The organism is Pelagibius sp., assembly GCF_028281305.1.
In the GTDB taxonomy this organism is placed as follows: Bacteria; Pseudomonadota; Alphaproteobacteria; order Kiloniellales; family Kiloniellaceae; genus Pelagibius.
On record NZ_JANQKD010000003.1, the window covers coordinates 115641 to 137882 of the forward strand.

The following is a 22242-nucleotide window of genomic DNA, read 5'->3' on the forward strand; positions in this document are numbered from 1 at the left end:
ACTGGGAAGCGCTGCACCATGTCCGAGACGCCGAAGTCCCTGATCGTTCTGGAGTTCAACGAACTCTGCCCGCCAATTCTGAACCGCCTGATGGGCAAGGGTGTGCTGCCGAACTTCCGGCGCCTGCACGACCGTTCGGAGGTATTCGTTTCCACCACCAACGACGAGAGCCTGGAGCCCTGGGTTCAGTGGGTGAGCTATCACACCGGCCAGCCGCAGACGGTGCACGGAATCACCGAGCTCGACCAGGGGCATTGCATCACGCTGCACCAGCTCTGGGACCGCTTCGCCGAAGAGGGCAAGAGCGCTCTTGTCTTCGGCTCCATGAATGTGAGCCCGTCGAAAAGCGACCGGGTCACTGTGGTGCCCGATCCCTGGTCGCGGCAGGTGCCGCCCTCCGATGACGCCTTCCAGGTGTTCCATCGTTTCGTGGCCCACAAGGTGACCGAGCACGCGAACCCGGATGCCGATGGCGGGGCGCGTGACGCACTGGCCTTCGGGAAGTTCCTGCTCGGCCATGGGCTCAGCCTCGGAACCGCTGGGCGCGCCGCCTCACAACTGCTGGCCGAGCGTTTCGGCAAGCGCGACCGGCGCTGGCATCGCGCGACGATCCTCGATCAGCTCTCCTGGGACGTCTTCAAGCACAGCTACCGCAAGCGCCGCCCCGACGTCGCCTTCTTCTTCGCCAACTCCGTGGCCTTCTACCAGCACCGCTATTGGCGGCACATGGCCGCCGAGGAGTACAGCGCGAAACCCAGCGGCGCGGAACTCGCGTCCTACGGCGACGCGATCGAGACCGGCTACCGCGGCCTCGATCTGCTGGTCGGAGACGCCCTGCGGCTGGTGGGCAACGATGGCGCCGTCGTCCTCGTGACCGCGTTGAGCCAGGAGGCGAACCTGAAGTACGAGGACATCGGCGGCAAGTTCGTGCACCGCCCGCGCGACTTCCGCAAGCTGTTGGATTGGCTGGACGCCCCGGCGAGCGCCACGGTGGAGCCGGTGATGACGCATCAGGCCTGGGCAAGCTTCGAAGACGAAGCGGGGGCCCGCCGCTTCGAAACCGCTCTTGGGCAGGTGACAGCCGCCGGCGAGCCGGTCTTCGCCTGGCGCCGCGACGGCGCGCGGGTGATGTTCTGGTGCAACTTCATACAGCCGCTCGATGAAGCTGCTCAGATGCACCGCGGCAACGGTGCGAAGGTGCCCTTCTCCGCCTTCTTCGCACCGGTCGGCTACGTCAACAACAGCCAGCACCACCGGGACGGCGCGTTCTGGGTCATGAGCCCGGGCAGGCCGCATCGCGTGGCAACCGGCAAACTGCCGCTGGAAACGGCGGCGGAGATGACGATGAACATCCTGCCCGGGCGACGGCAGCCGCTCCGCAAGGTAGCCTGAACCAAACAGAGAGGCGCGTTTCAGCCGCTGGCCGCCGGCTTGGTCGTCTTGAGTGCGCGCGCCAGACCGTCGCTCCAGCGCGACGGCAGGACAAACTGGCTGAGCAGGCGGAGCACATAGCGCCAGGAGATGTAGCCTTCGCGCCAGCAGCGCCAGAGGCCCATCAGCACGGCGCCCGGGTTCCGCCAGACATGCGCCGGCATCTTAGACGCAAGCTGGGCAGCGAACTTGCGGCGCGTCTCCAGCGGCATCAGGTCATGGGTCGTTGCCAGCCAGTCCAGGGACAGCAGGAATTTCGGGCGGTAGCTCATGCGGTCCTTCCGATCCTCGGCATGCCAGCGGCTGAGCGGCTCCGGATGATACCGGAACACAGCCCCCGCCTGCTGGAGCCGCAGACAAAAGTCCACATCCTGATGGATTCTCAGATCGTCTGTGAAGCGGACTCTGCGGGCCAGGTCCCGGCTCATGAACAACGATGAGGTATGGATGAGATTGCCCCGCCAGGGAAAGAGATAGTCACCGACACTCTCGCCCTCTGCGAGGCCCCGTTCCGGCAGGGTCAGGCGTTCCACGCCCCGGTCGAGCACCACCTGGCTGTAGTAGACGGAGTCCTGCGGCCGTCCGTCCTCGAGATAGGTTGCGACCTGGCGCGACAGTTTGTCGGAGGTCCAGACGTCGTCGGAATCGAGCAGCGCGACAACCTCTCCGCCGGCCGCGTCAAGGCCTGTATTGCGGGCGGTCGCACCGCCGCGGTTGCGCTCCAGCGTGATCCAGCGCAACAGGCCTTCCGCCGTCTTCGGCAGCGCAAGGGAGACATCGATTGTCGAGGCATCGTCAACGATGATGATTTCGTAGGGCTCGTAGTCCTGCGCCAAAACAGAATCGATGGCGCGCTGCAGCTCGGCGCGGCGGTTGTAGGTCGGGATCACGACACTCACCAGGGGCCCGGTCATTGCCGGCTTCTCCGTCATGGCCTGCTTTCCTGGGCCGTCAACGCCAGACGCCCGCCCTTCAGCTGACGAAAGGCCCTGCGTGTCGGATAGTACGCAGCGGGAAGCCGGTCGCGGAACGCCACCAGCGGCCACCGCGCGACCCGCCGCAGCACGCTGCCGAGGGACACGTCCCGGGGCCGGAATCCGTGGTAAGGTGTCTTCGCAAGATATTGATAATAGATGTCTTTATGAGGGTGTGTGTTCAGGAAGTGCCAGGGCTTAGACGGCGTCGTGTAGTGGATAATGCCGGGGTTCAGCAACAGGTTCCGGAACGCGCGGTAGCTCATCGAAAGGCCCTCCGGCTCGCACCACAGCATCGAGGTCTGGAAGTTCCAATGCGGCGGCAACTCGGTGATGTCGCCCTCGAAGATCGCGTTCAAGGCGTCCTGATCATGCGCGTAGAGATGTGCGTGATGGGCTTCGATGAAGCGGATCAGGTGCTCGGTGGCGTTGAGCTGCCGCCAGCGCCCGAGATCCAGCAGAAGAACGCCCGCATTAAAGTAGTCTGCGCCGGGCGACATCTGGAGGTCGCCGTGGCGGACGAAAAACGGATTGTGCACCGCGCCGATGGTCCGGCCCGCAAGGTCGCTCGCCCAGAGCGGGGCCAAGTCAGTCTGGACCACCATATCGCAATCCAGATAAAGCACCCGCTCCACATCTTCCAGGATCTCGGGAATGAAGATCCTGAGGTACGACGCATGGGAGATGTGGTTGTCGGTGCGGAAATGGCTGTAGCGATCAATGTTGAAGGGCTGAAACCTGAGGCTGACCCTCGGATTGCCTTCAGCGATGCCGCGCAGCTTCGCCTGATCCTCAGCACCCATGTTCAAGGTGATCGCCACAATATCGAAGACGTTGTCCGGGTTGTTCTCCAGCAGGGAGACAAGCGTAACCGCGAGATGCTGGCTGTAGCTGCCGTCGACACCGAAGACGAGCTTGATGGGCGCGGTCGTCATAGAGCGCCGCTCCTGCCCGCATCGCTTTGTGCCCCGGGCTGCACGTCAGGTTGCGCGCCCGCCAGAAAGCGGTTCTCCTTCGCCGCTGACATCGCCTGACCTGCCATCTGGCGGGCGGTGACAAAGGCGTTCAGCGTCATGATCAGGCTCTCAATCTGTTTCTGCGGGTCGATCTCGGGCCGCTTCCCGTAGCTCCAGGCAGCCTCCGAGGCTGCTTTATAGACCGGGGAATCGGCCCAGAATTCCCGGACCGCATCCGCCCAGACTTCGGCGGGCGCATCGTGCGGGAGGACCCGGCCGGCCGGGCCGATCGCTTCCGGCAGCCCGCCCCGATTGCTGCCAATGGCCGGGATACCGCTGAACTGCGCCTCGGTCACCACGCGCCCCCAGGCCTCCTCCCATTGGCTCGGCACCAAAAGGCAGCGGGTGGCGCCATAGACGCTGCGCATGTCGTGGGTCCGCGGCTGCAGGCGAATATTCGGATGGGTCGCGACCCGCGCCTCGAGGGCGTTCTTCTCCTGCGCGTTCATCGGCCAGCCTTCCACGAAGCAGAAGGGGATCTCCGGGCACAGCCTGGCGACTTCAAAGGCCAGGTCGGCCCCTTTGACGGGATGCGGATTGATGAAGGTGACCTGCCTCGGTTCGACTTCGGTCCGGTAGCGGGCGGCGCGAAACAGCGGCCGGATCACCGTCGCCTTGGGCCCGTAGACCGTCTCGAAACGATCCGCCACAAACTGCGAATTCGCAATATAGCCGAGTGACGGCAGCGCAGCCGGGTCCCCGCCCAGTTCATGGAACTCGACATCGCGCAGATAAACGACCGTGGGGACACCTGCCCGCACAAAGCCCTGGGCCATGCGCAGGGACTCGCCGGACTGGACCAGCACCACATCGGGGCACCAGCGATCAAGCAGGCGGTCCACCTGTGCGGCCGGCATCCAGGCACGAAACACCCGATATCCCGGCGTGGCGTCCGCCAGCAAAGGCCGGCGGGTCAGCTTCATCACAACCCGATTGCGGAACGCCAGCCAGCCGTTTCCTTGAAGCTGCGCCAGCACTTCGCTGTGGTGGCCCGCCTCGCGCAACGCCAGGATCAGCTCATGGCTGCTGGACTCCGACCCGCCGACGCGTTGGGGCAGATATCCATGGCCGGTCGCGAAGAGGATCTTCATGCTCCAGCCTCCCGGGTGCGGGCAGGAAGCAGAGCATCCGATTTCTTGTGTCCTTGCCACAATCTGTCCAAAATTCCGCCGCAGTGTGGAGTGGCAGAAGGCTGCAGGGCAGCCCGCCGGTTCGGGCGCGCCGCGCCTGGTTCACCGGGAATCGATCCACAGGGGGTCGATCCACAGGGGGTCGATCGATTGGGGAAAGCAAAGATCTGCGAGGGAAGAGCATGAGCCTGACGTCGAGCGTTACCTCGATGGTATGGGATGAAACGACGCAGGCGCGGGTCCGCCATGCGCTGCGCGGCGAGGAGGATGCGGGGCTGGTCTTCGCCCTGGGCGCACGTACGCTGGCGCTGATCGTGGTCGGCGCCTGGCTCATCATCGAAGTGCCGATGCCGCGGGCCAGCTACTACCTGGGCATCATCGGCCTGTTTCTGCTCCTGGGTGCTGCACACTATGTTACTCGCACGCGCACGGAACATCCGACCGCCTGGACCGCACTCTTCATCGCGTTGGACTCGGCACTTCTGGCCGTCGCTCTGATCTTTCCAAATCCGCTCTCCGACGCCCCCTGGCCGATCCAGGGCAACCTGAAAATCCACAATGACCTCTATCTCTACATCTGGCTGGCACTGGCAGCGATCAGCTACTCGCCGATCCTGGTGATCTGGACCGGCATCACGACGATGGTCGCCTGGAGCCTGGCGGTCTGGTGGGTGATTTCGCTGCCCAGCACGATCACCGAGACCAACCAGCACCTTGCAACCGCCGCCGATCCGCTTTGGGTCGATCAGAACTTCGGCCTGATCTTCGACCCCTTTTTCGTCAGCATCACCGGATGGGCAAACCAGGTGGTGCTTTTCCTGATTGCCACCGGGCTGGTGGCGGCAGCCGTCTGGCGATCGCGCAAACTGCTGATCCGCCAGGCCCGCGCCGAGCGGGCGCGCGGCAACCTGGCACGCTTCTTCTCGCCCAATGTCGTCGAGCAGCTGGCTGACAGCGACGATGCGCTGGCCGAGGTGCGAACCCAGGAGGTTGCGGTCCTCTTCATCGATCTCGTCGGCTTTACGCGCTTTGCAGAGACCTTGGAGCCCGTGGCGGTCATCGAGTTGCTGCGCACTTTTCACCAGAGAACCGCGAAGGTCATCTTCGAACACGGGGGCACCATCGACAAGTACCTGGGCGACGGCATCATGGCGACCTTCGGAACCCCGACCCCCGGCGCCAAGGACGCGCTCGCCGCCCTGCACTGCGCCTGCGCCCTGCGCGATACTCTCGATGCCTGGAACCGGGAACGGGAAGCAGCCGGAGAACCGGCCCTGCGGGCCGGTATGGGCCTCCACTTCGGGCCGGTGGTTGTCGGCGCGGTCGGCGATTCCCGCTGCCTGGAGTTCACGGTCATCGGTGACTCGGTGAATGTGGCCAGCCGGCTGGAGCGGCTGACGCGGCAGAGGAACCGGTCCATCATTGTTAGCGGAGCGGCAATTGAAATGGCCGAGGCGCAGGCGGAAAGCGACACCGAAAGAGCCCTCGTAAACCGCTTCGACCGCATCGAAGACGCCGAGTTGCGTGGCCGCAGCGCCCGCATGCCCATCTGGTCGCCACGCGCTGCCGGAGAAGCGGCCTTGCCCGCGACAGCACCAACGACCACGACGGACTGAAGCCGCCGCCGGCCAAGGCCCGCCCCGAACCCCAGCGCCCCGAACCTCGGCGTCCCCAACCTCGGCGTCCCGGACTTCGGCGTCCCGGACTTCGGCATCCTGGACTTCCGCGCCGCCTTCAAACAATGCGATTGCCCCCTGGCAGGCGCTTGCGAAGGCTTTGTAGCCCGTAAAACGCAAGGTAAGGCGTCAGGTCCGGGTTGCTGGCGAAGATCGCGCCTGCGTCCCCCACCCGCCTGCCCTTGACGGCCTCAATGAACTGCACGAACTTCACGTTCAGATCGACGGAGATCTGGCGCTTGCTCAACGCGGCACGCAGATCGGCGCCGCCCTGGGGCGTGGCTCTGAGAAGATCGAGCCGGTTGGCCGTGCTCAACTGCCGCAGGTCTTCGAGGGTCAAACTGCGGGACAGCGAACCCGGCCGCTGCGTGTAGAGGTAGCCGGCCGCCGCGAGCACCAGGAAGCGCGCGCCGCAGAGCAGGGCGTCGAGGCAGAAGTGATAGTCTTCGGCGATTCGCAGCGTCTCGTTCTGCCGCAGGCCATGCCGCTCAAGAAAGCGCCTGCGAAATATCGGCTTCAGGTAACCAAGCTTGAACCCGCGGGTGAGGAAGAGGTTGCCTTGCACGTAAGCCGCGGCGGAAATCGGCTTCTGAAACAGGGAATGTCCTGCCGGCAGGACCGGGCGCTGCGCCGTCTCGCCAAGATGGCTGACAAAGCGCAGGTTGTCGGCAACGATATCGGCCTCGCCGCTCTCACCGAGTTCGACCAGAGTTTCAAGGCGCTCCGGCGTGTAGGCGTCGTCCGCATCCAGCAAAGCGACCCACTTCCCCTTCGCCTGGGCGAAGCCCAGGTTCCGGGCCGCAGCGGCGCCGGCGTTATCCGCGCGCCGGAGAAGCGCGACCCGGGAATCGATCCGCGCATAGCTGCCAACCCGGTCGACGGTGGCATCGGTGGAGGCATCATCCACCACCACGACCTCGAAGGACCGCAGACTCTGCACCAGCAAGGAATCGAGAGCGCGCGGAATGGTCTCTGCCGCGTTGTATGCGGGAAGAATGACCGAGACGGTCGGCGTCATGCGACTGTCGTCCCCTCGAAGGCTAGTAGTACTTGCGGAAGCTGCGGTCGGCATAGCCGACTGTATAGGGATTGAGCTTCGCGCTGCGCGAGAGCTGCGCCTGGGTCATGACGGTCCCGGCGACATGGGCTTTGCACTTGCGCAGCCGCTCCAGCGCCGCCTGGACGAACTGCTTCGGCGTCCGGCTCCACCGCACCACCATGACCACCTGATCGGCAAGCTCCGCCAGGGTTGCGGCATCCGAAACCGCCAGCGTCGGCGGCGCGTCGATACAGACGAGGTCGTACTGCTCGCCTGCGGCCCGCACGAAGCGCGTCAGCTTCGGGGAGCGCAGCACCATCAGCGGATCCACCGTCTGGGTACCGGGCGGAATGACGGACAGCGTGGAGCCTTCGTCGATCTCGATTGCCTGTTCAAGCGGGCAGTCTGTAAGGACGAAGTCCGAAAGGCCCAACCGGGGTTCCTGCTCGGAAGCCCGGAGATCGGCGTCGATCAGCAGCACGTTCATTCCGGCCCGCGCAAGCGACGCGGTGAGCGTGCGCGAAAAGACCGACTTGCCTTCGTTCGGCACCGAGGATGTTACCAGCAGAACGTTGCCGAGATTGAGGACACGGCGGTCGACCCGCAAGGCGGCATAGACGCTCTTATGGGCCTCAGCGAAAGCCGAGTTGGGCTCGGCGTTCAAGAAACGGTCCAACCCCTTGCCAGCCAAACTGCGCCCGCGAATCCTCGGTATGACCGCCAAAACCGGCAAACCCAGCGCCGTCTGAACTTCCTCCGCATCACGGTAGCCGCGTACGGAAAGCTCAAGCAGCAGAATGATGAGGGCGCCCAACCCACAGCCGAGGACCACGGCAAGAGCGTAGTTCAGGCGCGTCCGGGGAAAGGACGGGCTGGTCGGGATGCTGGCGAGCGCCAGAACCCGCGACTGCGCCTGATCATAGTCGATCTGCTCGGTTTCCTTGTAGCGGTTCAGGAAAGATTCGAAGACCTCGCGTGTCGCCTCGGCTTCCCGCTGCAGCGCCCGCAGTTCGATCTGCGCCGAGTTCAAGGTATCCGAGTCGCCCTGCAGCCTGCGCAGCGAGGCCTGGATGGAGCCCACGCGCTGTTGGGCGAGGTCCTTCTCGTTCCGCAGACTCGATACCAGGCTCCGCGCCTCCTCGACCATCTGTTGGCGCCGCTTGTCGAGCTGGGACCGCACGGCAATCACGGAGGGGTGTTTCTCACCCAGGGTGGTGAGCAGCTCGGACTCCTCCTGGCGCAGCCGCATCTCCTCCAGCCGCAGCGAGTTGATGACCGTCGATTCCACCCCCTCGAAAGCTGCCATCTGGCCGCGGCTGGCCACAGCCAGGCGTACGCGGTCCAGGCGCTCGTTCACCGTGTCGAGCTCAAGCTGTGCATCCAGTTCCTGGCGGCTGAGGGAAAAGATCTGCTCGGCCATCAACTCGCCGTCGCGTTCCGAGATGATCGGCGTTGTGGCGCGGAACTCTTCGACGGCGTTCTCGGCCTTCTGAACATCGGCGCGGAGCGCTGCGATGCGCCCGCTGAGAAAGGTGTTCGCACCCGCCAGGGCATCGGTCTTCAAACGCACCTGGTCACGAATGTACTCCTCCGCGACGGCATTGGCGATCTGCTGCGAGAGGGCCGGGTCGCCGGTGGTGTAGGAAATGGAGATCACACGCGAAGAGCCCTGAATCGCAAGGTTGAGCCTGCCGAGAAAGCGGTTGACGATGCGTGTTTGTCCCCAGTCCTGCTGAACCTGCTCGGTGTTGAGGTCCCAGGTACCCGGCGCCTCGGCAAGCTCCACCGCCCGGGGCTGTGCAGGCTCCTCCTTCAACCAAGCGATGATCGGTCGGAAGACCCCTTTGATCCCGGATTTCACCTCGTCGACGACACTGCGCTCCCTGGGCAGGAGCGCCGGGTTGAACTCCGTCAGAGCGGCCAACCCCAGGCCATCGATCACCTGACGCGCCAAGGTCGGCGACTGGATGATCTGCACCTCGCTCTGCATCGTCTCCAGACTGACCGGGAGACTGGACATCACCGACTCGATCTCGATCACGTTTTGCTGGCGCGGCTCGACGATCACCGATGCAGTGGCGGTGTAACGCGGCGTGATCACCCCGTTGGCGATTACGGCGATGCAGAGCGCAATAAAGAGCGTCGCCCCGATGATCCACTTGCGGCGCCAGAACACACCGATGAGCTGGGGGATCGTCAGACTCATAAAATCCCCCTGGGTACGGCTCAACTGATGTCGAAGGGTGGTCATGGCTTCCCCTTGCCCCGGGTTCTGCATACTGCGTACCTACCTCGGCCCCATGGCCCGATGCCCCTCGGCGGCGCTGGACGGAAATCGAATTCGCTGGCGCCGCCCAACGCTGTTGCGACCGCGGCGAACAGCAATTCCGGAAAGCTTATCAGAGGGCTGTCGGGGTTTTCTCGGCCCCTGGTCAATGTCCGACAAAAGACACAGTGAACTCTTCCGGCCGCCATTGAGAGCGGAAAGATCGTCATGCCCCATGGACCTTCCGGTACTCCAAATAATTCCAGCCCAGGGTACTGGCGAGAATGCCGCAGCCTCGGCAAAGCGTGAACAGCGGCCGGACAATCCTCTCACGCCGACCCAGTCCCAGGACCGCCAGATTTGCAGCGAACAGGGCACTGCCGGCAGCAATCCGCAGGGTGCCGCGGCAAAGGTTGCCCAGCGGGCGCCAGGACGCGGAGCGCCGACCGCGCAGAAACAGCGCGGCGTCGATATTGCCGGTGCGGTACCAACGCCGCATCAACCAGCCAAGGCGCGCGCGGCTCTCGGGCACGGTTTCGAAGACCACGGCATCGGCGGCATAGACTATGCGCTCGCCGGCCTCCAGCAGCTGCCGGAAGAAGATGGTGTCCTCACCACCGCTCAGTGCGTAGCGATGATCGAAGCTGAGGCCGAGACGACGAACCTTTGCCATGTCGATCAGCACGTTGCCGGTATGCGCATCGTCCAGTTCGGCACCGTCGGGGGCGTTTTGGGTGTCGAAGAAACCTCCGTCGATAATCCAATCCGGCGTGCCGGCCGGGAAAACCGAGAGAACGGCGCCCTGCACCGCAGCCGCCACGCTGCTCCTCTGCCGTGCCAAGAGACGGTTCAGCCAACTGGCAGCGGGATACTCGTCATCGTCAATAAAGACGACAAGATCCGTACCGAGCGCTTCCGCTTTGCAGAGAGCGGCGTTTCGGGCATAGGTGATGCCGCGCCGCGGCTCGCTCTCGTAATGCAGCGGCCAGCGATAGGACTTGCCGAAATCCTCGACAGTCGTGCGCGCATTCGCCTCCGGGCTGTTGTCGACGATAACGACGTGGAGAGTCGTTCCCTCCCCATCGAGGGGGTCCAGCGCGGCGACAGCCGTCAGCAGGCGCTCCAGCCCCTGCGGGCGGTTATAGGTGGCGGCACAGAGCGTTACACGCATGACACAGCGCCTCCCGGGTCCGGCGGGTAAGCTGCTCCCCCGGCAACGGCAATCGGAGCTTCCGCATGGTGGAAACCTCGACTCTGTTCAACAAAAACGCATCCGACAAAGGGAATCGCTCCAGGCAACTCCTCCTCGCCGGAAGCGCAATCGGCATCGCTGTTTCGGCCAGCGTTGTTGCCGCTGGGCTGGGCTATGCCGCGGGCGCGGCGTTCATCGATCCGCTGGGCACACACAACAAGTCCCATTGGATCAAGTCGCACAACTGGAAGAACGGATACGAGAAGAACAACACCGGGTGGCGCCGGGAGAACGTCCGCTTCACCGGCGGCATAATGAACCTCGATCTCACCAGCCGGCCGACCGCCGGAACGCCCTACGCCGGCGGCGAGTACCAGTCCCGCGCCTTCTATCACTACGGCCGCTTCGAGGCGCGGATCCGCGCCGTTTCCTATCCGGGCGTCGTCACCGCCTTCTTCACCTACACCGGGCCGACCTTCAATGGCGATCCCCATCACGAGATCGACTTCGAGTTCCTCGGCGACAAGCCGCGGCAGGTCCAGCTGAACTACTTCACCGACGGTGTCGGTGACCACGAGACCCTCATCGACCTCGGCTTCGACTCCTCCCAGGACTTCAACACCTATGCCTTCGAGTGGCGGCCGGATTCCATCCGGTGGTTCGTGAACGGAGTACAGGTCCACGAGGAAACCGGCGCGCGCGGTCCGCTGCCAGCCGTGCCCGGCAAGATCTACTTCCATCTCTGGGCCGGGAAGGATCTGACCGAGTGGCTCGGAGACTTCGTCTATCCCGGAAGGCCGCTGACGGCGCAGGTGTCCTGCGTCGCCTTCCGGCCACTGGACAGCGACGGCCCGACCTGCGAGGAGTGACCGGGGGAGGAGCGACCCGGCCCGGCATTGCCGGGACCTCTGCCGCAGCAAGCAATACTGTCGTTTGCTCATCCTGTCTTCCGGCTGCTCTGGGGCAGCTCCCAGGTCTGGAAACGCTCGCCCTGCCGGGACTTCAGGAGGCCAATCCCCGTGGCCGCCATCGCGCGAAGAATCTCGACAACCTGTGCCAGAGGACCGCTCTCCGCGCGCCGGCCCAGCCAATAGAAGAGTCCAAGCGCAATGGGCAGGCCTGCAGCGGCAGGCCCAAGGCCCAGTCCCCAGAGTGCAACCACCGCCGCGACGACGCCAAGCAGGACGAAGTAGATCCCAAACCAGCGCAGCAGCTTGTGCGAGACATACTTGAAGACATCGAGGCGCGAGAGCCGCCGCAACCGCGGCCAAAGCAGGCGATGGCAGTTGAAGGCCTGGCAGGCGATCCGCACCTTGCGACGGAACTCGTCTCCGCTGTCTGTGGCCGAGCGCTCGAACGCCAGAAGTTCGGGGTCTCGGATGACCCGGTGCCCATCGCAAAGGATCGACAGGGAAACGAACATATCGTCGATGATGTCGGGAGGCACCATCGGATAGAGCCTGCGCCTGACGGCGAAAAGCGCGCCGTCGGCCCCCATGGTGGAGCCGGTCCTGCTCTCAAGCGCTTTGATCCACTCTTCCAGGCGCCAATAGAGCGCTCCCGTCGATGCCGTCGCGCCCTCCTCCGGATTGGTGTAGACGAGGCGCCCGCAGACGCAGCCGACCGCGGGGTCGCCGAAACTCTGACGCACGGCCTGCAGGGCGGCAGGTTCGACCAGCACGTTGGCGTCGGTGAACATGATCAGATCGCCGCGCGCTGCCTGAACGAGGGTGTTCATGCCATGGCTCTTGCCCAGCCGCTGGTCCGACGCGAAGACACGGATCCAGTCACCCTCCGTTTCAAGCAACCCTGCCGTGTCGTCAGAGCTGCCGTCGGAGTACGCCAGGACCTCCAGGTCGGGCACTGCTTCGCGCAGGCGCCGCAGGTTCTCGATCTTCGCGGGCAGCGTCGCAACTTCGTTGTACGCGCAGAACGCAATCGACAAAGCGGCGCTGCCGCCGTCACCCGCAGGATCTGTCTGGGTGATCCCGCGCCGCGGTAGCAGGCTCAGCAAAAAGGGGTAAATCAGGTAAGGATACACAACCGCCAGCACGCAGGCCCCCAGCACCGCCAGCGCCCAAAGGGACAGGCTATCCAGCACGCTCAGTCCCCGCCGCTCTCTTTTGCTCCCGCTCCGAGCGGAGGACCAGCGGTACGACTGACGCGGCGCTGGCGGCCGAGGCCGCGCTTCTGCTTGCCGATGCCGGCCACGGTGTCGCAGAGGTCATGCGTGTCGTGGAGATCGCAGAACTCATGCAGGGGAATCGAAAGGATGTGGGCACGGCGCGCCAGGTGCTCGTCCCAGGAGTACCACTTCAGGAAAGCCGCGAGGTTCTCCAGGAGGGGTCCGTCGAAGGTGTAGCCGAGACCCAGTTCGCGAACCTTCTGCCCCGTCTGCGTGTCCTTGCTCGCCAAGGCAACGCTGCCGAAGTAGCCGCCTTCGTAAACGCGATTCGGCAGCAACCATTCGGAGTTGGTGCCTTCGTCCAGGAAGTCGAAGGCCCAGGTCAGGTGAACCCTGCCGTAGATGTCGGCCATGTCCTCCGGGTTGCGGTACTCGCCTTCGTAAGTGATGTTGGGGTGCTTGGCGATGGCCTCCTCGAAGTACTCCAGGCCGGTCTCCGTGGGGTAGCCGCGCATGTAGATCTCCACCCGCTCCGGCAGGCTTTCCGCCAGCCGGCAGAGGATGTCGAGGCTCTTCGGACAGCGCAGCGTTCCGAACCAGCCAATGACCCAGCGGCCGCCGGCGCGCAGAGGGTCTTCGGCCGCCGGCGCGCATTTGGCCTTCAGCGCCGGCCGCTGAACCTGGCTGGCCTGGGCGAAGCTGATCTTGTTCTCCAGCAGAAACACGCGGCCGCGGTAGCCCTGAACCGGTTTGAAGTATTCGCTCACAAAACCCGGTGAAGAAACCACCAGCAGGTCGCAGCGATTGAGCAGCCGGCGTTCGAGCCAGCGGAAGGCTACGCCGACCGGACCCCGGTTTGTAAACACGCGCTGAACGTCCAACACCTCATAGACAAGCGGTGCCGATGACCCCGACAGCAGGCGGCCCAGCCAGGCAAGGGCGCACATATCGATATTGCGTGCGTAAAAGAAACCTGCGTCGCGCAGGCTCACGCGCTGACGACACAACACCGGAACCGCGGCCAGCAGCTTTATCAGTCGCTTTGCGTAGGAGCGGTCCTCCGTCGTCCCCAGGTGATGGTTCTCCCAGAACGGAACGAAGGACTGATTGAACTTCTCGCGGCGAAAGCAGAAGCCGGTCACCTTGAGGCCAAGGGCAGTGAAGGCACGGGCGCGTTTGATGACAGTGCTTTCAGCCCAGTCGTGCCCGAAGAACGCTACGCCACCCGTCAGTCCGAGGTCATGAGGCGACTCGGCCGCAAGGCTCTCGCTTTGGTGGTTGGAGATGGGGTGATGATCAGGCATGGGCGCGCACCCCGCCGGCGGTTGTGCCGCGGCTTATGGAGAGCTCCCAGTCGATCGCGGAACTGATGATCTTGTCGATATCGTCATAGCGCGGCCGCCAGGTCAGGGTCTGCTGCAGGGCACTGGTATCGGCGACGAGGATCGGTGGGTCGCCGGGGCGCCGCGGCGCCTTGCCCGGATTGAGCGGCCGCCCGGCGCAGCGCTCGACGGCCTGAAGAACCTCGCGCACGGAGTAGCCGTGTCCATAGCCACAGTTGAGAATCTGACTTTCGCCACCCGCATCGAGATAATCCAGCGCTGCCATATGGGCCGAAGCGAGATCTGATACATGGATGTAATCCCGCACACAGGTGCCGTCGGGCGTGTCGTAGTCGTCGCCGAAAATGGCGATGGAGTCCCGCGTGCCTGCGACCACCTGGCTGGCGATCTTCACAAGGTGCGTGGCGACAGGTCCCAGTTGCCCGCTGCGTCCCTCCGGATCGGCCCCTGCGACATTGAAATAACGCAAGGCAACGAAACGAAGCCCGGCCGCGGCCGCCAGATCGCGCAGCATCCACTCTGTCACCAGCTTGGAGGAACCGTAGGGATTGATCGGCCGGGTTTCCGTGTGCTCGGGGATCGGCGAGACCTCAACGGCGCCGTAGACGGCAGCGGTGGATGAAAAAATGAAGCGATCGACCCTGTGGGCAACGCAGGCCTCGAGGAGATTGCGGCTCACCGCGACGTTGTTTTCGTAGTAGGCAAGCGGCTCGCTCACCGAGCGCTCGACCAGGATGCTGCCGGCAAAATGGATCACCGCATCGACATCGAAGTCTTCCAGGACGCTGCCGACCAGCCCTCGGTCGCCGGCATTGCCCTGGACGAAGGGAACGCCCTCGGGAACCACCGTGCGGTTGCCGGCTGAAAGGTCGTCAAGCACCACCAACCGCCGCCCGGCCTGCAGCAAGGCAAGGACGGTATGACTGCCGATGTAACCGGCCCCGCCGGTAATCAGAGTTGCCTTTTCGGATGCCATCGCCGGACCACTCCACCATGGTGCAACAGATCGGACAAAAGACGGCGACCGCCGTCATGGACGCTTCACCCCTCCCCCCGATTTGCCGATTTGCGGTGTGACGACGGACGCCGCGCTTGCTTCTTGGCCGCCTGGATCGCCAGGACTCAGCCGCCAGAGCCGCACCACGCCACCGCACCAATCGCGGCCCAGTTTACCCAGGCGCTTGTAGTTCCAGTTCCAATGGCAGGTCATTCTTAGTCCGCCGCATCGGCCAGCGCATGTAGCAAATATCGGTCACAATTGGGGCCGCCGGCATCGGCAGATTCACCGTCCGCGCCTGAGACCGCGGCACCGCTCCCATGGCCGTGTCGCGAAAAACATGAGATAGTCATCAATCAGCAGGCAAGCGACAGGATGAATGTGTGCATCCAAAGTACCCGCGGCGGACAAGACGTTCGCGACCGGGCCGGAGACACAGGGGCATGAACATCGAAGAGCGCTTCCGCTCAGACGCTATAAGAGAGCTCTACAGCTACTGGCTGACGTTGCGCGGCGACAGGCCTGCCCCTGCGCGCAGCCAAGTCAATCCGACGGCGATGACGCAGATTCTGCCGCACCTCGGCCTTTTCGATGTCGTGAACAATCCCAGACGCTACCGGGTTCGGATCATGGGGACGGAGGTTGTCGCGTGGTACGGCTGCGACGTTACGGGGCGTTACCTGGACGAAATCGACCTCGGGCCCGATCCGGCTCCTGTCTTTGCTATCCTCGATCACGTGGTCGCCACCATGACGGCGGCCCACATGATGGGCGAGTACATGAAGCAGGACGGGCGCCAGATTCGTTATGAGCGCCTTGTGCTTCCACTGTCGAGCAACGGCCAGGAAACAGACATGCTGCTTGGTGCCAGCGTCCGAACCGAACCGACGCCCTGACCCTGCCACACAGGAGAATCCCTGGCCTGAAAGGCGCGGAAGCGCCCGCATCCGGCTGGCGTCATATCCTAACGATTTGTTAACATTCGACCGTCACGCTTATATCGATGGCGATTCTCCCCGCGAAGCGGGCAGGGTCGAAACAGAGAAAAGGCGGCGGACTTGGCCCAAACGGCAACAGCAGGTTCACGGAGTGTCGTTTCCGCGACCCGGGTGCACGAGCACCGCGAATGGCCGCGCTATTGTGCCGACCGCGTCCTTACGCTCTCGGTCAGCCTGGACGGCAAAGCCTACCTCTGCACCGTCGCGGACGTTTCCCTCGGCGGTGCCCGGCTGATCTTTGAAGAGGATCTGCCTGCCGTAACAGGTAGCGACGGCCGCGTCGAGCTTCGGCACCCCGAGGCAGAGGCGGTGATCTGCGAGACCATTTGGCGGGCCCCGCGCGAACTCGGGATTCAGTTCGACTTTTCCGAAGAGTCGCTCGGGCTGATCTCAATCTGCGTACGTAACATCGTCGATCACGACACGCAGCCCGATACCTGATCGCTGTCCGCACCGGGCCGCCGCGTTTCTGACGGACTCTGAAACATCAGTCCGTGCGTGAAACTGCTTCTGCGTGAGTCTGAGAGTGGGTTTGGCGAAACCCGACGGGGTGCCTCGCAGGCACCCTGTACCACGCCTACTTCGGCAATGACGCCCGCTTGGACTTGCCCGACCACCTCGCCGGTTCGACAACAACACGCTCGGTCAGGAAATCGTTCGCTGGCGCGCTGTGCGCCGGCGCGAGCGATTCCTGCTCACGGTCGCTCAGCACCGTTTTCAGCGGCCGGATAGGCCGCCGAAGATAAGGGCTGATGAAGGTAGCACGGTTTCCGGCGCCAGGTTTATCCACAGGGTTATTCCCGGATTTGTCCACAAGATCTGGTGGTTGCGAGCGATGCTCGCACCAGACCCGGACCCTGTCAATCGAGCCGCCTGTGGAACTTGGGGGTAACTCAAATTCCCCTTTATGGCTCAATAGCCAAGGAAGTCATTTCTATCTTCGGTTCCCCACCACCATGGTATTCCCGGTCCTGGGCGCGGGACCGCCGGGGTCATCCCAGAGCTTTCAGACGGCCTTTCGTGATGGCGAGAAGCGCATCGTGAAGGGCGGCATCTCCGTCCCTCAGCCCTTGGCGGATCTCCGATTGGATCTGCCGCTCGATACCTTTGGGCTCGGATCCTTCGGCCTTTGCCTCAAATGTTGAGAGTTCCGAAAGCCGTCGGCCGGCTTCCCCATCCGGCCGGCCATCATGCCGAAGCTCCGCCTCGGCGAGTGTCAAAGCGTTCAGGACCAGCCGCGCCCTGTAGCGAGCGTCGCCCGAGAGCAGCGGCAGAACCTGTTCTTCGATCTCACGGCGTGCAAGGCTCAGCAGGTGCGCTCCATCGGCTTCACCCCCATTCATCAAACCGCCCTCCAAAACGCCGGCGCAGTGCAGCTCAGAATCTCCCGCTCCAGCCGGGGTGGATGAATGCGCCCTGTCAGCGCCAGCTCCAGCGAAGCCTGATCGCCTGACAGCGTTCGCTCCCCCTGTTGCAGCGCGATCACCGCCCAGCGCAGATGCGCCATAACCTCCCAGTAAGCCACCGCCTCGGGATCGATTGCCTGTCCCCAGATCTCTTCGTAGCCACTGTAGAAAGCGCGCCGCGAGCCGATTCCCCCGGCCTCCAGTTCCGGATGCCCATAGCGCCAGCACTTCGCACAGAACCAGCCTATGTCACTGAGGCGGTCGCCCCAGTCGCAGAACTCCCAGTCCAGCACCGCCGTGAGCCCCTGTGAGTCGACCATATAGTTGCCGGTCCGGAAGTCCTGATGAACCAGTACCGCTGCGGTGCCCGAAGGCACGTGCCGTTCACACCATCGCAGCCCCCACTCCAACGCCAGCGAGAGTGCTCCCAGACTGTCCAGATAGTCTCGGTAGCGCGCCACGGCCGCAAGAGCAGGCTGCGCGGCCGGCTCGCCCAGGAAAGCCAGGTCGCGGCGCGGCGGTGCAATGCTGTGGATCTTCGCAAGCTCACGCCCGAGATCGGCGGCCAGCCGCTCACGGTCCCCGCCCAGTCCGGGTTCCTTCATCAAGCGATGCGGCGTCGCCGTCCCTTCAGCACAGGCCATGATGTAAAAGCTCTTGCCCAGGACAGCGGAGTCCTCGCAGAGCCAGAGCGGCTCCGGCACCTTAACGCCGGCATCCCGGGCCGCCTGCAGCAAGGCGAACTCCTCCACCCGGCTGCGGCTGACGGCCACACCGGAGGAGGCATCGGTGCGCAGCACCAGTTGGCGCTGGCCCGGCTGCGGACCGCCATGCACGCGGACATCCAGCCGCCAGTTCTCCTGGATCGCACCACCGGTCAGCGGCACCACGTCGTCAAGGTCAACAGCATCGGCGCCGGCTGCAGCCGCAAGGAAAGCCTCCAAAGCCTCTTTGCGGACCGCCAAGGCGTTTTCAGCGGGGCTGATCACCGCTCCCAACTCCAGAAGTCGACACCGTCCTTCAGGAAGCTTCGTGCCAGGACCATCTTGTGCACCTCGGACGCACCGTCGACCAGGCGCGCCTGGCGTGCGTAGCGGTACATCCACTCCAGCGGCGTGTCCTTGGAGTATCCCCGGGCACCCAGCAATTGAATCGCCGTGTCGATGGCCTTGTGCAACGTTTCAGAGACCTGGATCTTGGCCATCGAGATCTCCTTGCGGGCAAAGTCGCCGCTGTCCAGCTTGACCGCCGCACGCATGGTCAGGAGACGCCCGACCTCGATCGCCATGGCCGCTTCGCCCAGCAGCCACTGGACCCCTTCATGCTCCGCCAAGGGCTGTCCGAAACTCTGGCGCTCCGCGACATGGGGCGCGGCAATCTCCAGCGCGCGCCTGGACATGCCAAGCCAGCGCATGCAATGGGTCAGCCGCGCAGTCCCCAGGCGGATCTGGGTCACCTTGAGGCCGTCGCCGACCTCCATCAGGCGGTCGTCGTCCGGCACCTGGAGGTTCTCCAGAAGCACCTCGCAGTGGCCGCCGTGCTCCTCCGGCCCCATGATCCGAATGCGGCGATGGATCGTCAGCCCCGGTGAGTCGCGATGGACAAGGAAGGCGGTCAGGCCCTTTCGCTGGTCCTCGGAGGTGCGGGCAACGATGATGAAGTGCTCGGCGACGCCGGCGCCGGTGATGAACCACTTGTGGCCGTTCAGGATCCAGGCATTGCCCTGCCGTTCGGCCCGGCTCAGCATCAGCCCCGGGTCCGATCCGGCGCCGGGGGCAGGCTCGGTCATGGCGAAGGCCGAGCGCACCTTGCCGTCAACGATCGGCTGCAGCCAGCGTGTCTTCTGTGCCTCCGTCGCCACCTTTTCCAGAACGATCATGTTGCCGTCGTCCGGGGCCGCCGAATTGAAGACGACGGGCCCGAAGATCGAGCGGCCCATCTCCTCATAGCAGGCGGCCATGGCCGCCACCGGCAGGCCCTGCCCGCCCCTTTCCTTCGGCATCTGCAACGCCCAGAGGCCGGCATCCCGCGCCTTCGCGCGCAGCGGCTCCAGAACCGAAAGACTGATGTTCTCGTGGTCGTCGAAGTTTGCCGGGTCGGCTTCCAGCGGCATGATCTCGGCCTCGACAAAGGCCCGTATGCGCTGCCGGAGGGCCTCCACCTCAGGGGAAAGCGAGAAGTCCATACCTGATCCTTTTGCGGCGGCTCAAAGCGTTACTGATTGGGCGCCATCGACGACAATCACCGTGCCGGAGATGTAGCGCGCGCTGTCCGATGCCAGAAGCAGGAGCGCACCGTCGAGGTCCTCCGGTCGCCCGAAGCGCCGCAGGGGGATGCGCTTGCGCAGACGCTCGCCCGCCTCGCTCGCCAGAAAGTCGCGGTTGATGTCGGTTTCGATGTACCCCGGCGCCAGCGCGTTTACCCGGATGTCGTGGCGCGCCCATTCTGCCGCCAAGGCCTTGGTCAGGGCAATGAGCCCGCCTTTCGAGGCGACATAGGCGGGAACCTGCTGCCCGGCGACCAGGCCCAGGACCGAGGCCATGTTCACGATGCTGCCGCCATGGCCCAGGTTTGCCATGTGCTGCGCGACTTCCTGTGCGACCAGCCAGGCACCCTTGAGGTTGGTGTCGACGACCCGGTCCCAATCCTCCTCGCTCACCTCGAAAGCAGGCTTGGTCTCGGCGACGCCGGCGTTGTTGATCAGGATCGAGATGGGACCGAGCTCGGTCTCCGCCGTGCTGACGCAGTCGGCCACCGAAGCCGGGTCGGTCACGTCCAGGCGCAGCGGGATGGCGCGGCCGTCCTTAGCCTCGATCTGGCGTTCCAGTTCGACCAGAGGTTCCAGGCGCCGTGCCGCGAGGCCGACCTTGGCACCGGCGGCCGAAAGCAGCAGTGCGGCATGGCGGCCGAGGCCGCTGGACGCGCCAGTGACCAGGGCCGCCTTGCCGGCGAGGCTGAAGGGATCTGCCGCCGCGCTCACAACGCCACGGCCCGCTCGCGCAGGACATACTTCTGGATCTTGCCGGTGGAGGTCTTCGGCAGGGGCCCGAAGACGACCGTCCTGGGCACCTTGAAGCCGGCCAGCATCTCCCGGCAGAAGGTGACGATCTCTTCGCTCTCCGCCTCCATTCCCTCTTTCAGAGTCACAAAGGCGCAAGGGTGCTCGCCCCACTTCTCGTCGGGCCGCGCGACGACGGCGGCCTCCATCACCTTCGGATGGCGGTAGAGCGCCTCCTCCACCTCTAGACTGGAGATGTTCTCGCCGCCGGAAATGATGATGTCCTTGGAGCGGTCCTTGACCTCGATGTAGCCGTCGGGATGGGCGACGGCCAGGTCACCGGTATGAAACCAGTCGCCGTCGAAGGCCGCAGCGGTAGCGCTCGGGTTCTTGAGATACCCCTTCATCACCGTGTTGCCGCGCAGCATGATCTCACCCATGGTCTCTCCGTCCTGCGGAACGGGTACCATGGTATCGGGGTTCATCACCACGGCCCCTTCCAGGGTCAGGTAGCTCACGCCCTGGCGGGCCATCTTGGCCGAGCGCGCCTGCAGATCCAGCGCGGCCCAATCGTCCTGCCAGGCACAGACCGTGGCGGGGCCGTAGCTTTCGGTCAGGCCGTAAAGGTGGATGATGCGGAACCCCAAGGCCTCCATGGCCTCGATGACGGCGCTGGGCGGCGCCGCGCCGCCGGTCGCGCAGTCCACGACATGGTCAAAGCGCAGTTTCACACTGTCCGGCGCGTGGGCCAGCAGGGTAAGCACGATGGGGGCACCGCACATGTGGGTCACGCCCTCGTCGCGGATCAGCGGAAAGATCACGGCCGGATCGACGCGGCGCAGGCAGACATGGGTTCCGCAGGCCGCCGTCACCGCCCAGGTGAAGGTCCAGCCGTCACAGTGGAACATCGGCAGGGTCCAGAGATAGACCGAGTCGCGGCCCAGCCCGAAGGTGATCATGTTCCCCAGGGCGTTCAGGTAGGCGCCGCGGTGGTGGTAGACCACGCCCTTGGGATTGCCGGTCGTGCCCGAAGTGTAGAGCAGCGACAGCGACTGCCACTCGTCTTCCGGCTCGCTGAAGACATCCTCGGGGCTGCCCTCGGCCAGCAGAGCCTCATAGTCCAGGCTGCCAAGCAGCTCGCCGCCTTCGGCCAGGGGATCGTCGATGTCGATCACCACGGGGCTGCGGCTGCTGAGCGCCAGGGCCTCCTTGATCACCGGCGAAAACTCCCGGTCTGTGATCAAGATTTTCGCCTCGCCGTGTTCCAGAATGAAGGCGATGGCCCGCGCGTCCAGGCGCACGTTGAGGGAATTCAGCACACCCCCCATCATCGGCACAGCGTAGTGGGCCTCCAGCATCGGCGGCGTGTTCGCGGCCATGATCGCAATGCAGTCGCCGCGCCCCAGCCCGCGCCCGCGCAAGGCCGAAGCCAGGCGGCAGGCGCGGCGGTAGAACTCCCTGTAGGTGAGGCGCTGGTCACCATAGACCACGGCGGTCTTGTCCGGGTAGACGGCGGCGGCCCGCCGCAGAAAGCTGACCGGCGTCAGCGGCGCCGTATTGGCCGCATTGCGGTCCAACCCCAGCTCGAAGGCCCCAGGCTGCACGCCGGAGTCGGCCATCGGCATTCTCCCTGCCCCAATAAGATCGCGCC

Annotated in this window: 19 protein-coding genes; 5 read left to right on the forward strand and 14 right to left on the reverse strand. The window is 64.6% G+C overall.

The window, feature by feature from the left end; genetic code table 11:
• Positions 1-18 precede the first annotated feature (18 nt).
• Positions 19-1392: a hypothetical protein gene (locus Q0982_RS00755; protein ID WP_299390887.1), complete on the forward strand. Its 1374-nt coding sequence runs from the start codon at positions 19-21 to the stop codon at positions 1390-1392.
• 20 nt (positions 1393-1412) lie between these two features.
• On the opposite strand, the gene Q0982_RS00760 is transcribed toward Q0982_RS00755, so the two are convergent.
• Genes Q0982_RS00760 through Q0982_RS00770 form a run of 3 tightly spaced genes read right to left on the reverse strand, consistent with a single transcriptional unit; the run spans position 1413 to position 4512 of the window.
• On the reverse strand, positions 1413-2363 hold the full coding sequence (locus tag Q0982_RS00760; protein ID WP_299390889.1) for a glycosyltransferase: 951 nt from the start codon (positions 2361-2363) through the stop codon (positions 1413-1415).
• Positions 2360-3340 carry a glycosyltransferase family 8 protein gene (locus Q0982_RS00765; RefSeq protein WP_299390890.1) on the reverse strand — a complete coding sequence of 327 codons (981 nt, stop codon included), beginning with the start codon at positions 3338-3340 and terminating at the stop codon, positions 2360-2362. The genes Q0982_RS00760 and Q0982_RS00765 overlap by 4 nt, the downstream gene beginning before the upstream one ends.
• On the reverse strand, positions 3337-4512 hold the full coding sequence (locus tag Q0982_RS00770; protein WP_299390892.1) for a glycosyltransferase: 1176 nt from the start codon (positions 4510-4512) through the stop codon (positions 3337-3339). Before Q0982_RS00770 ends, Q0982_RS00765 begins: the two co-directional genes overlap by 4 nt.
• 221 nt (positions 4513-4733) lie before the next feature.
• On the opposite strand from Q0982_RS00770, the gene Q0982_RS00775 reads away from it, so the two are divergent.
• Positions 4734-6167: an adenylate/guanylate cyclase domain-containing protein gene (locus Q0982_RS00775; RefSeq protein WP_299390894.1), complete on the forward strand. Its 1434-nt coding sequence runs from the start codon at positions 4734-4736 to the stop codon at positions 6165-6167.
• 118 nt (positions 6168-6285) lie between these two features.
• On the opposite strand, the gene Q0982_RS00780 is transcribed toward Q0982_RS00775, so the two are convergent.
• From Q0982_RS00780 to Q0982_RS00790, 3 genes are all read right to left on the reverse strand, one after another.
• Positions 6286-7245 carry a glycosyltransferase family 2 protein gene (locus Q0982_RS00780; RefSeq protein ID WP_299390896.1) on the reverse strand — a complete coding sequence of 320 codons (960 nt, stop codon included), beginning with the start codon at positions 7243-7245 and terminating at the stop codon, positions 6286-6288.
• A gap of 22 nt (positions 7246-7267) precedes the next feature.
• Positions 7268-9472, reverse strand: coding sequence for a Wzz/FepE/Etk N-terminal domain-containing protein (locus Q0982_RS00785; protein WP_299390897.1), 2205 nt, complete (start codon positions 9470-9472; stop codon positions 7268-7270).
• A gap of 286 nt (positions 9473-9758) precedes the next feature.
• Entirely contained in the window at positions 9759-10703 is a 945-nt protein-coding gene (locus tag Q0982_RS00790; protein ID WP_299390899.1) for a glycosyltransferase family 2 protein, read from the reverse strand.
• A 65-nt stretch (positions 10704-10768) separates the two neighbouring features.
• Here Q0982_RS00790 and Q0982_RS00795 point away from each other — a divergent pair, with 65 nt between their 5' ends.
• Positions 10769-11593: a glycoside hydrolase family 16 protein gene (locus tag Q0982_RS00795; protein ID WP_299390900.1), complete on the forward strand. Its 825-nt coding sequence runs from the start codon at positions 10769-10771 to the stop codon at positions 11591-11593.
• A gap of 68 nt (positions 11594-11661) precedes the next feature.
• Here Q0982_RS00795 and Q0982_RS00800 read toward each other — a convergent pair whose 3' ends face one another.
• The 3 genes from Q0982_RS00800 to galE are packed head-to-tail and all read right to left on the reverse strand — an operon-like array spanning position 11662 to position 15168.
• On the reverse strand, positions 11662-12825 hold the full coding sequence (locus tag Q0982_RS00800) for a glycosyltransferase (protein ID WP_299390901.1): 1164 nt from the start codon (positions 12823-12825) through the stop codon (positions 11662-11664).
• A 2-nt stretch (positions 12826-12827) separates the two neighbouring features.
• Complete coding sequence (locus Q0982_RS00805; protein WP_299390902.1) at positions 12828-14153, reverse strand: glucosyl transferase; 1326 nt, start codon at positions 14151-14153, stop codon at positions 12828-12830.
• Positions 14146-15168, reverse strand: coding sequence for a UDP-glucose 4-epimerase GalE (gene galE, locus Q0982_RS00810; RefSeq protein WP_299390903.1), 1023 nt, complete (start codon positions 15166-15168; stop codon positions 14146-14148). Before galE ends, Q0982_RS00805 begins: the two co-directional genes overlap by 8 nt.
• A 464-nt stretch (positions 15169-15632) precedes the next feature.
• Between galE and Q0982_RS00815 the strand changes: the two genes are divergently transcribed.
• Both Q0982_RS00815 and Q0982_RS00820 read left to right on the forward strand, forming a co-directional pair.
• Positions 15633-16085, forward strand: a complete 453-nt coding sequence (locus tag Q0982_RS00815) for a PAS domain-containing protein (RefSeq protein ID WP_299390905.1) — start codon at positions 15633-15635, stop codon at positions 16083-16085.
• A gap of 162 nt (positions 16086-16247) precedes the next feature.
• Positions 16248-16628 carry a PilZ domain-containing protein gene (locus Q0982_RS00820; RefSeq protein WP_299390907.1) on the forward strand — a complete coding sequence of 127 codons (381 nt, stop codon included), beginning with the start codon at positions 16248-16250 and terminating at the stop codon, positions 16626-16628.
• Positions 16629-17179: 551 nt separating this feature from the next.
• Here the strand turns inward: Q0982_RS00820 and Q0982_RS00825 are convergent.
• From Q0982_RS00825 to Q0982_RS00845, 5 genes are read right to left on the reverse strand one after another with little or no spacing between them, the layout of a single operon-like run.
• The gene (locus Q0982_RS00825) at positions 17180-17530 is read right to left on the reverse strand and encodes a DUF6285 domain-containing protein (protein ID WP_299390908.1); all 351 of its coding nucleotides are present in this window, start codon (positions 17528-17530) and stop codon (positions 17180-17182) included.
• Positions 17530-18582 (reverse strand): phosphotransferase family protein, encoded by a 1053-nt coding sequence (locus tag Q0982_RS00830; protein WP_299390910.1) that lies wholly within the window; start codon positions 18580-18582, stop codon positions 17530-17532. Before Q0982_RS00830 ends, Q0982_RS00825 begins: the two co-directional genes overlap by 1 nt.
• A complete protein-coding gene (locus Q0982_RS00835; protein WP_299390911.1) occupies positions 18579-19778 on the reverse strand; it encodes an acyl-CoA dehydrogenase family protein in 1200 nt (399 codons plus the stop codon). The genes Q0982_RS00830 and Q0982_RS00835 overlap by 4 nt, the downstream gene beginning before the upstream one ends.
• Before the next feature lie 21 nt (positions 19779-19799).
• Positions 19800-20573 carry an SDR family NAD(P)-dependent oxidoreductase gene (locus Q0982_RS00840; protein WP_299390913.1) on the reverse strand — a complete coding sequence of 258 codons (774 nt, stop codon included), beginning with the start codon at positions 20571-20573 and terminating at the stop codon, positions 19800-19802.
• Positions 20570-22210 (reverse strand): acyl-CoA synthetase, encoded by a 1641-nt coding sequence (locus Q0982_RS00845; protein WP_299390914.1) that lies wholly within the window; start codon positions 22208-22210, stop codon positions 20570-20572. The genes Q0982_RS00840 and Q0982_RS00845 overlap by 4 nt, the downstream gene beginning before the upstream one ends.
• Positions 22211-22242 lie beyond the last annotated feature (32 nt).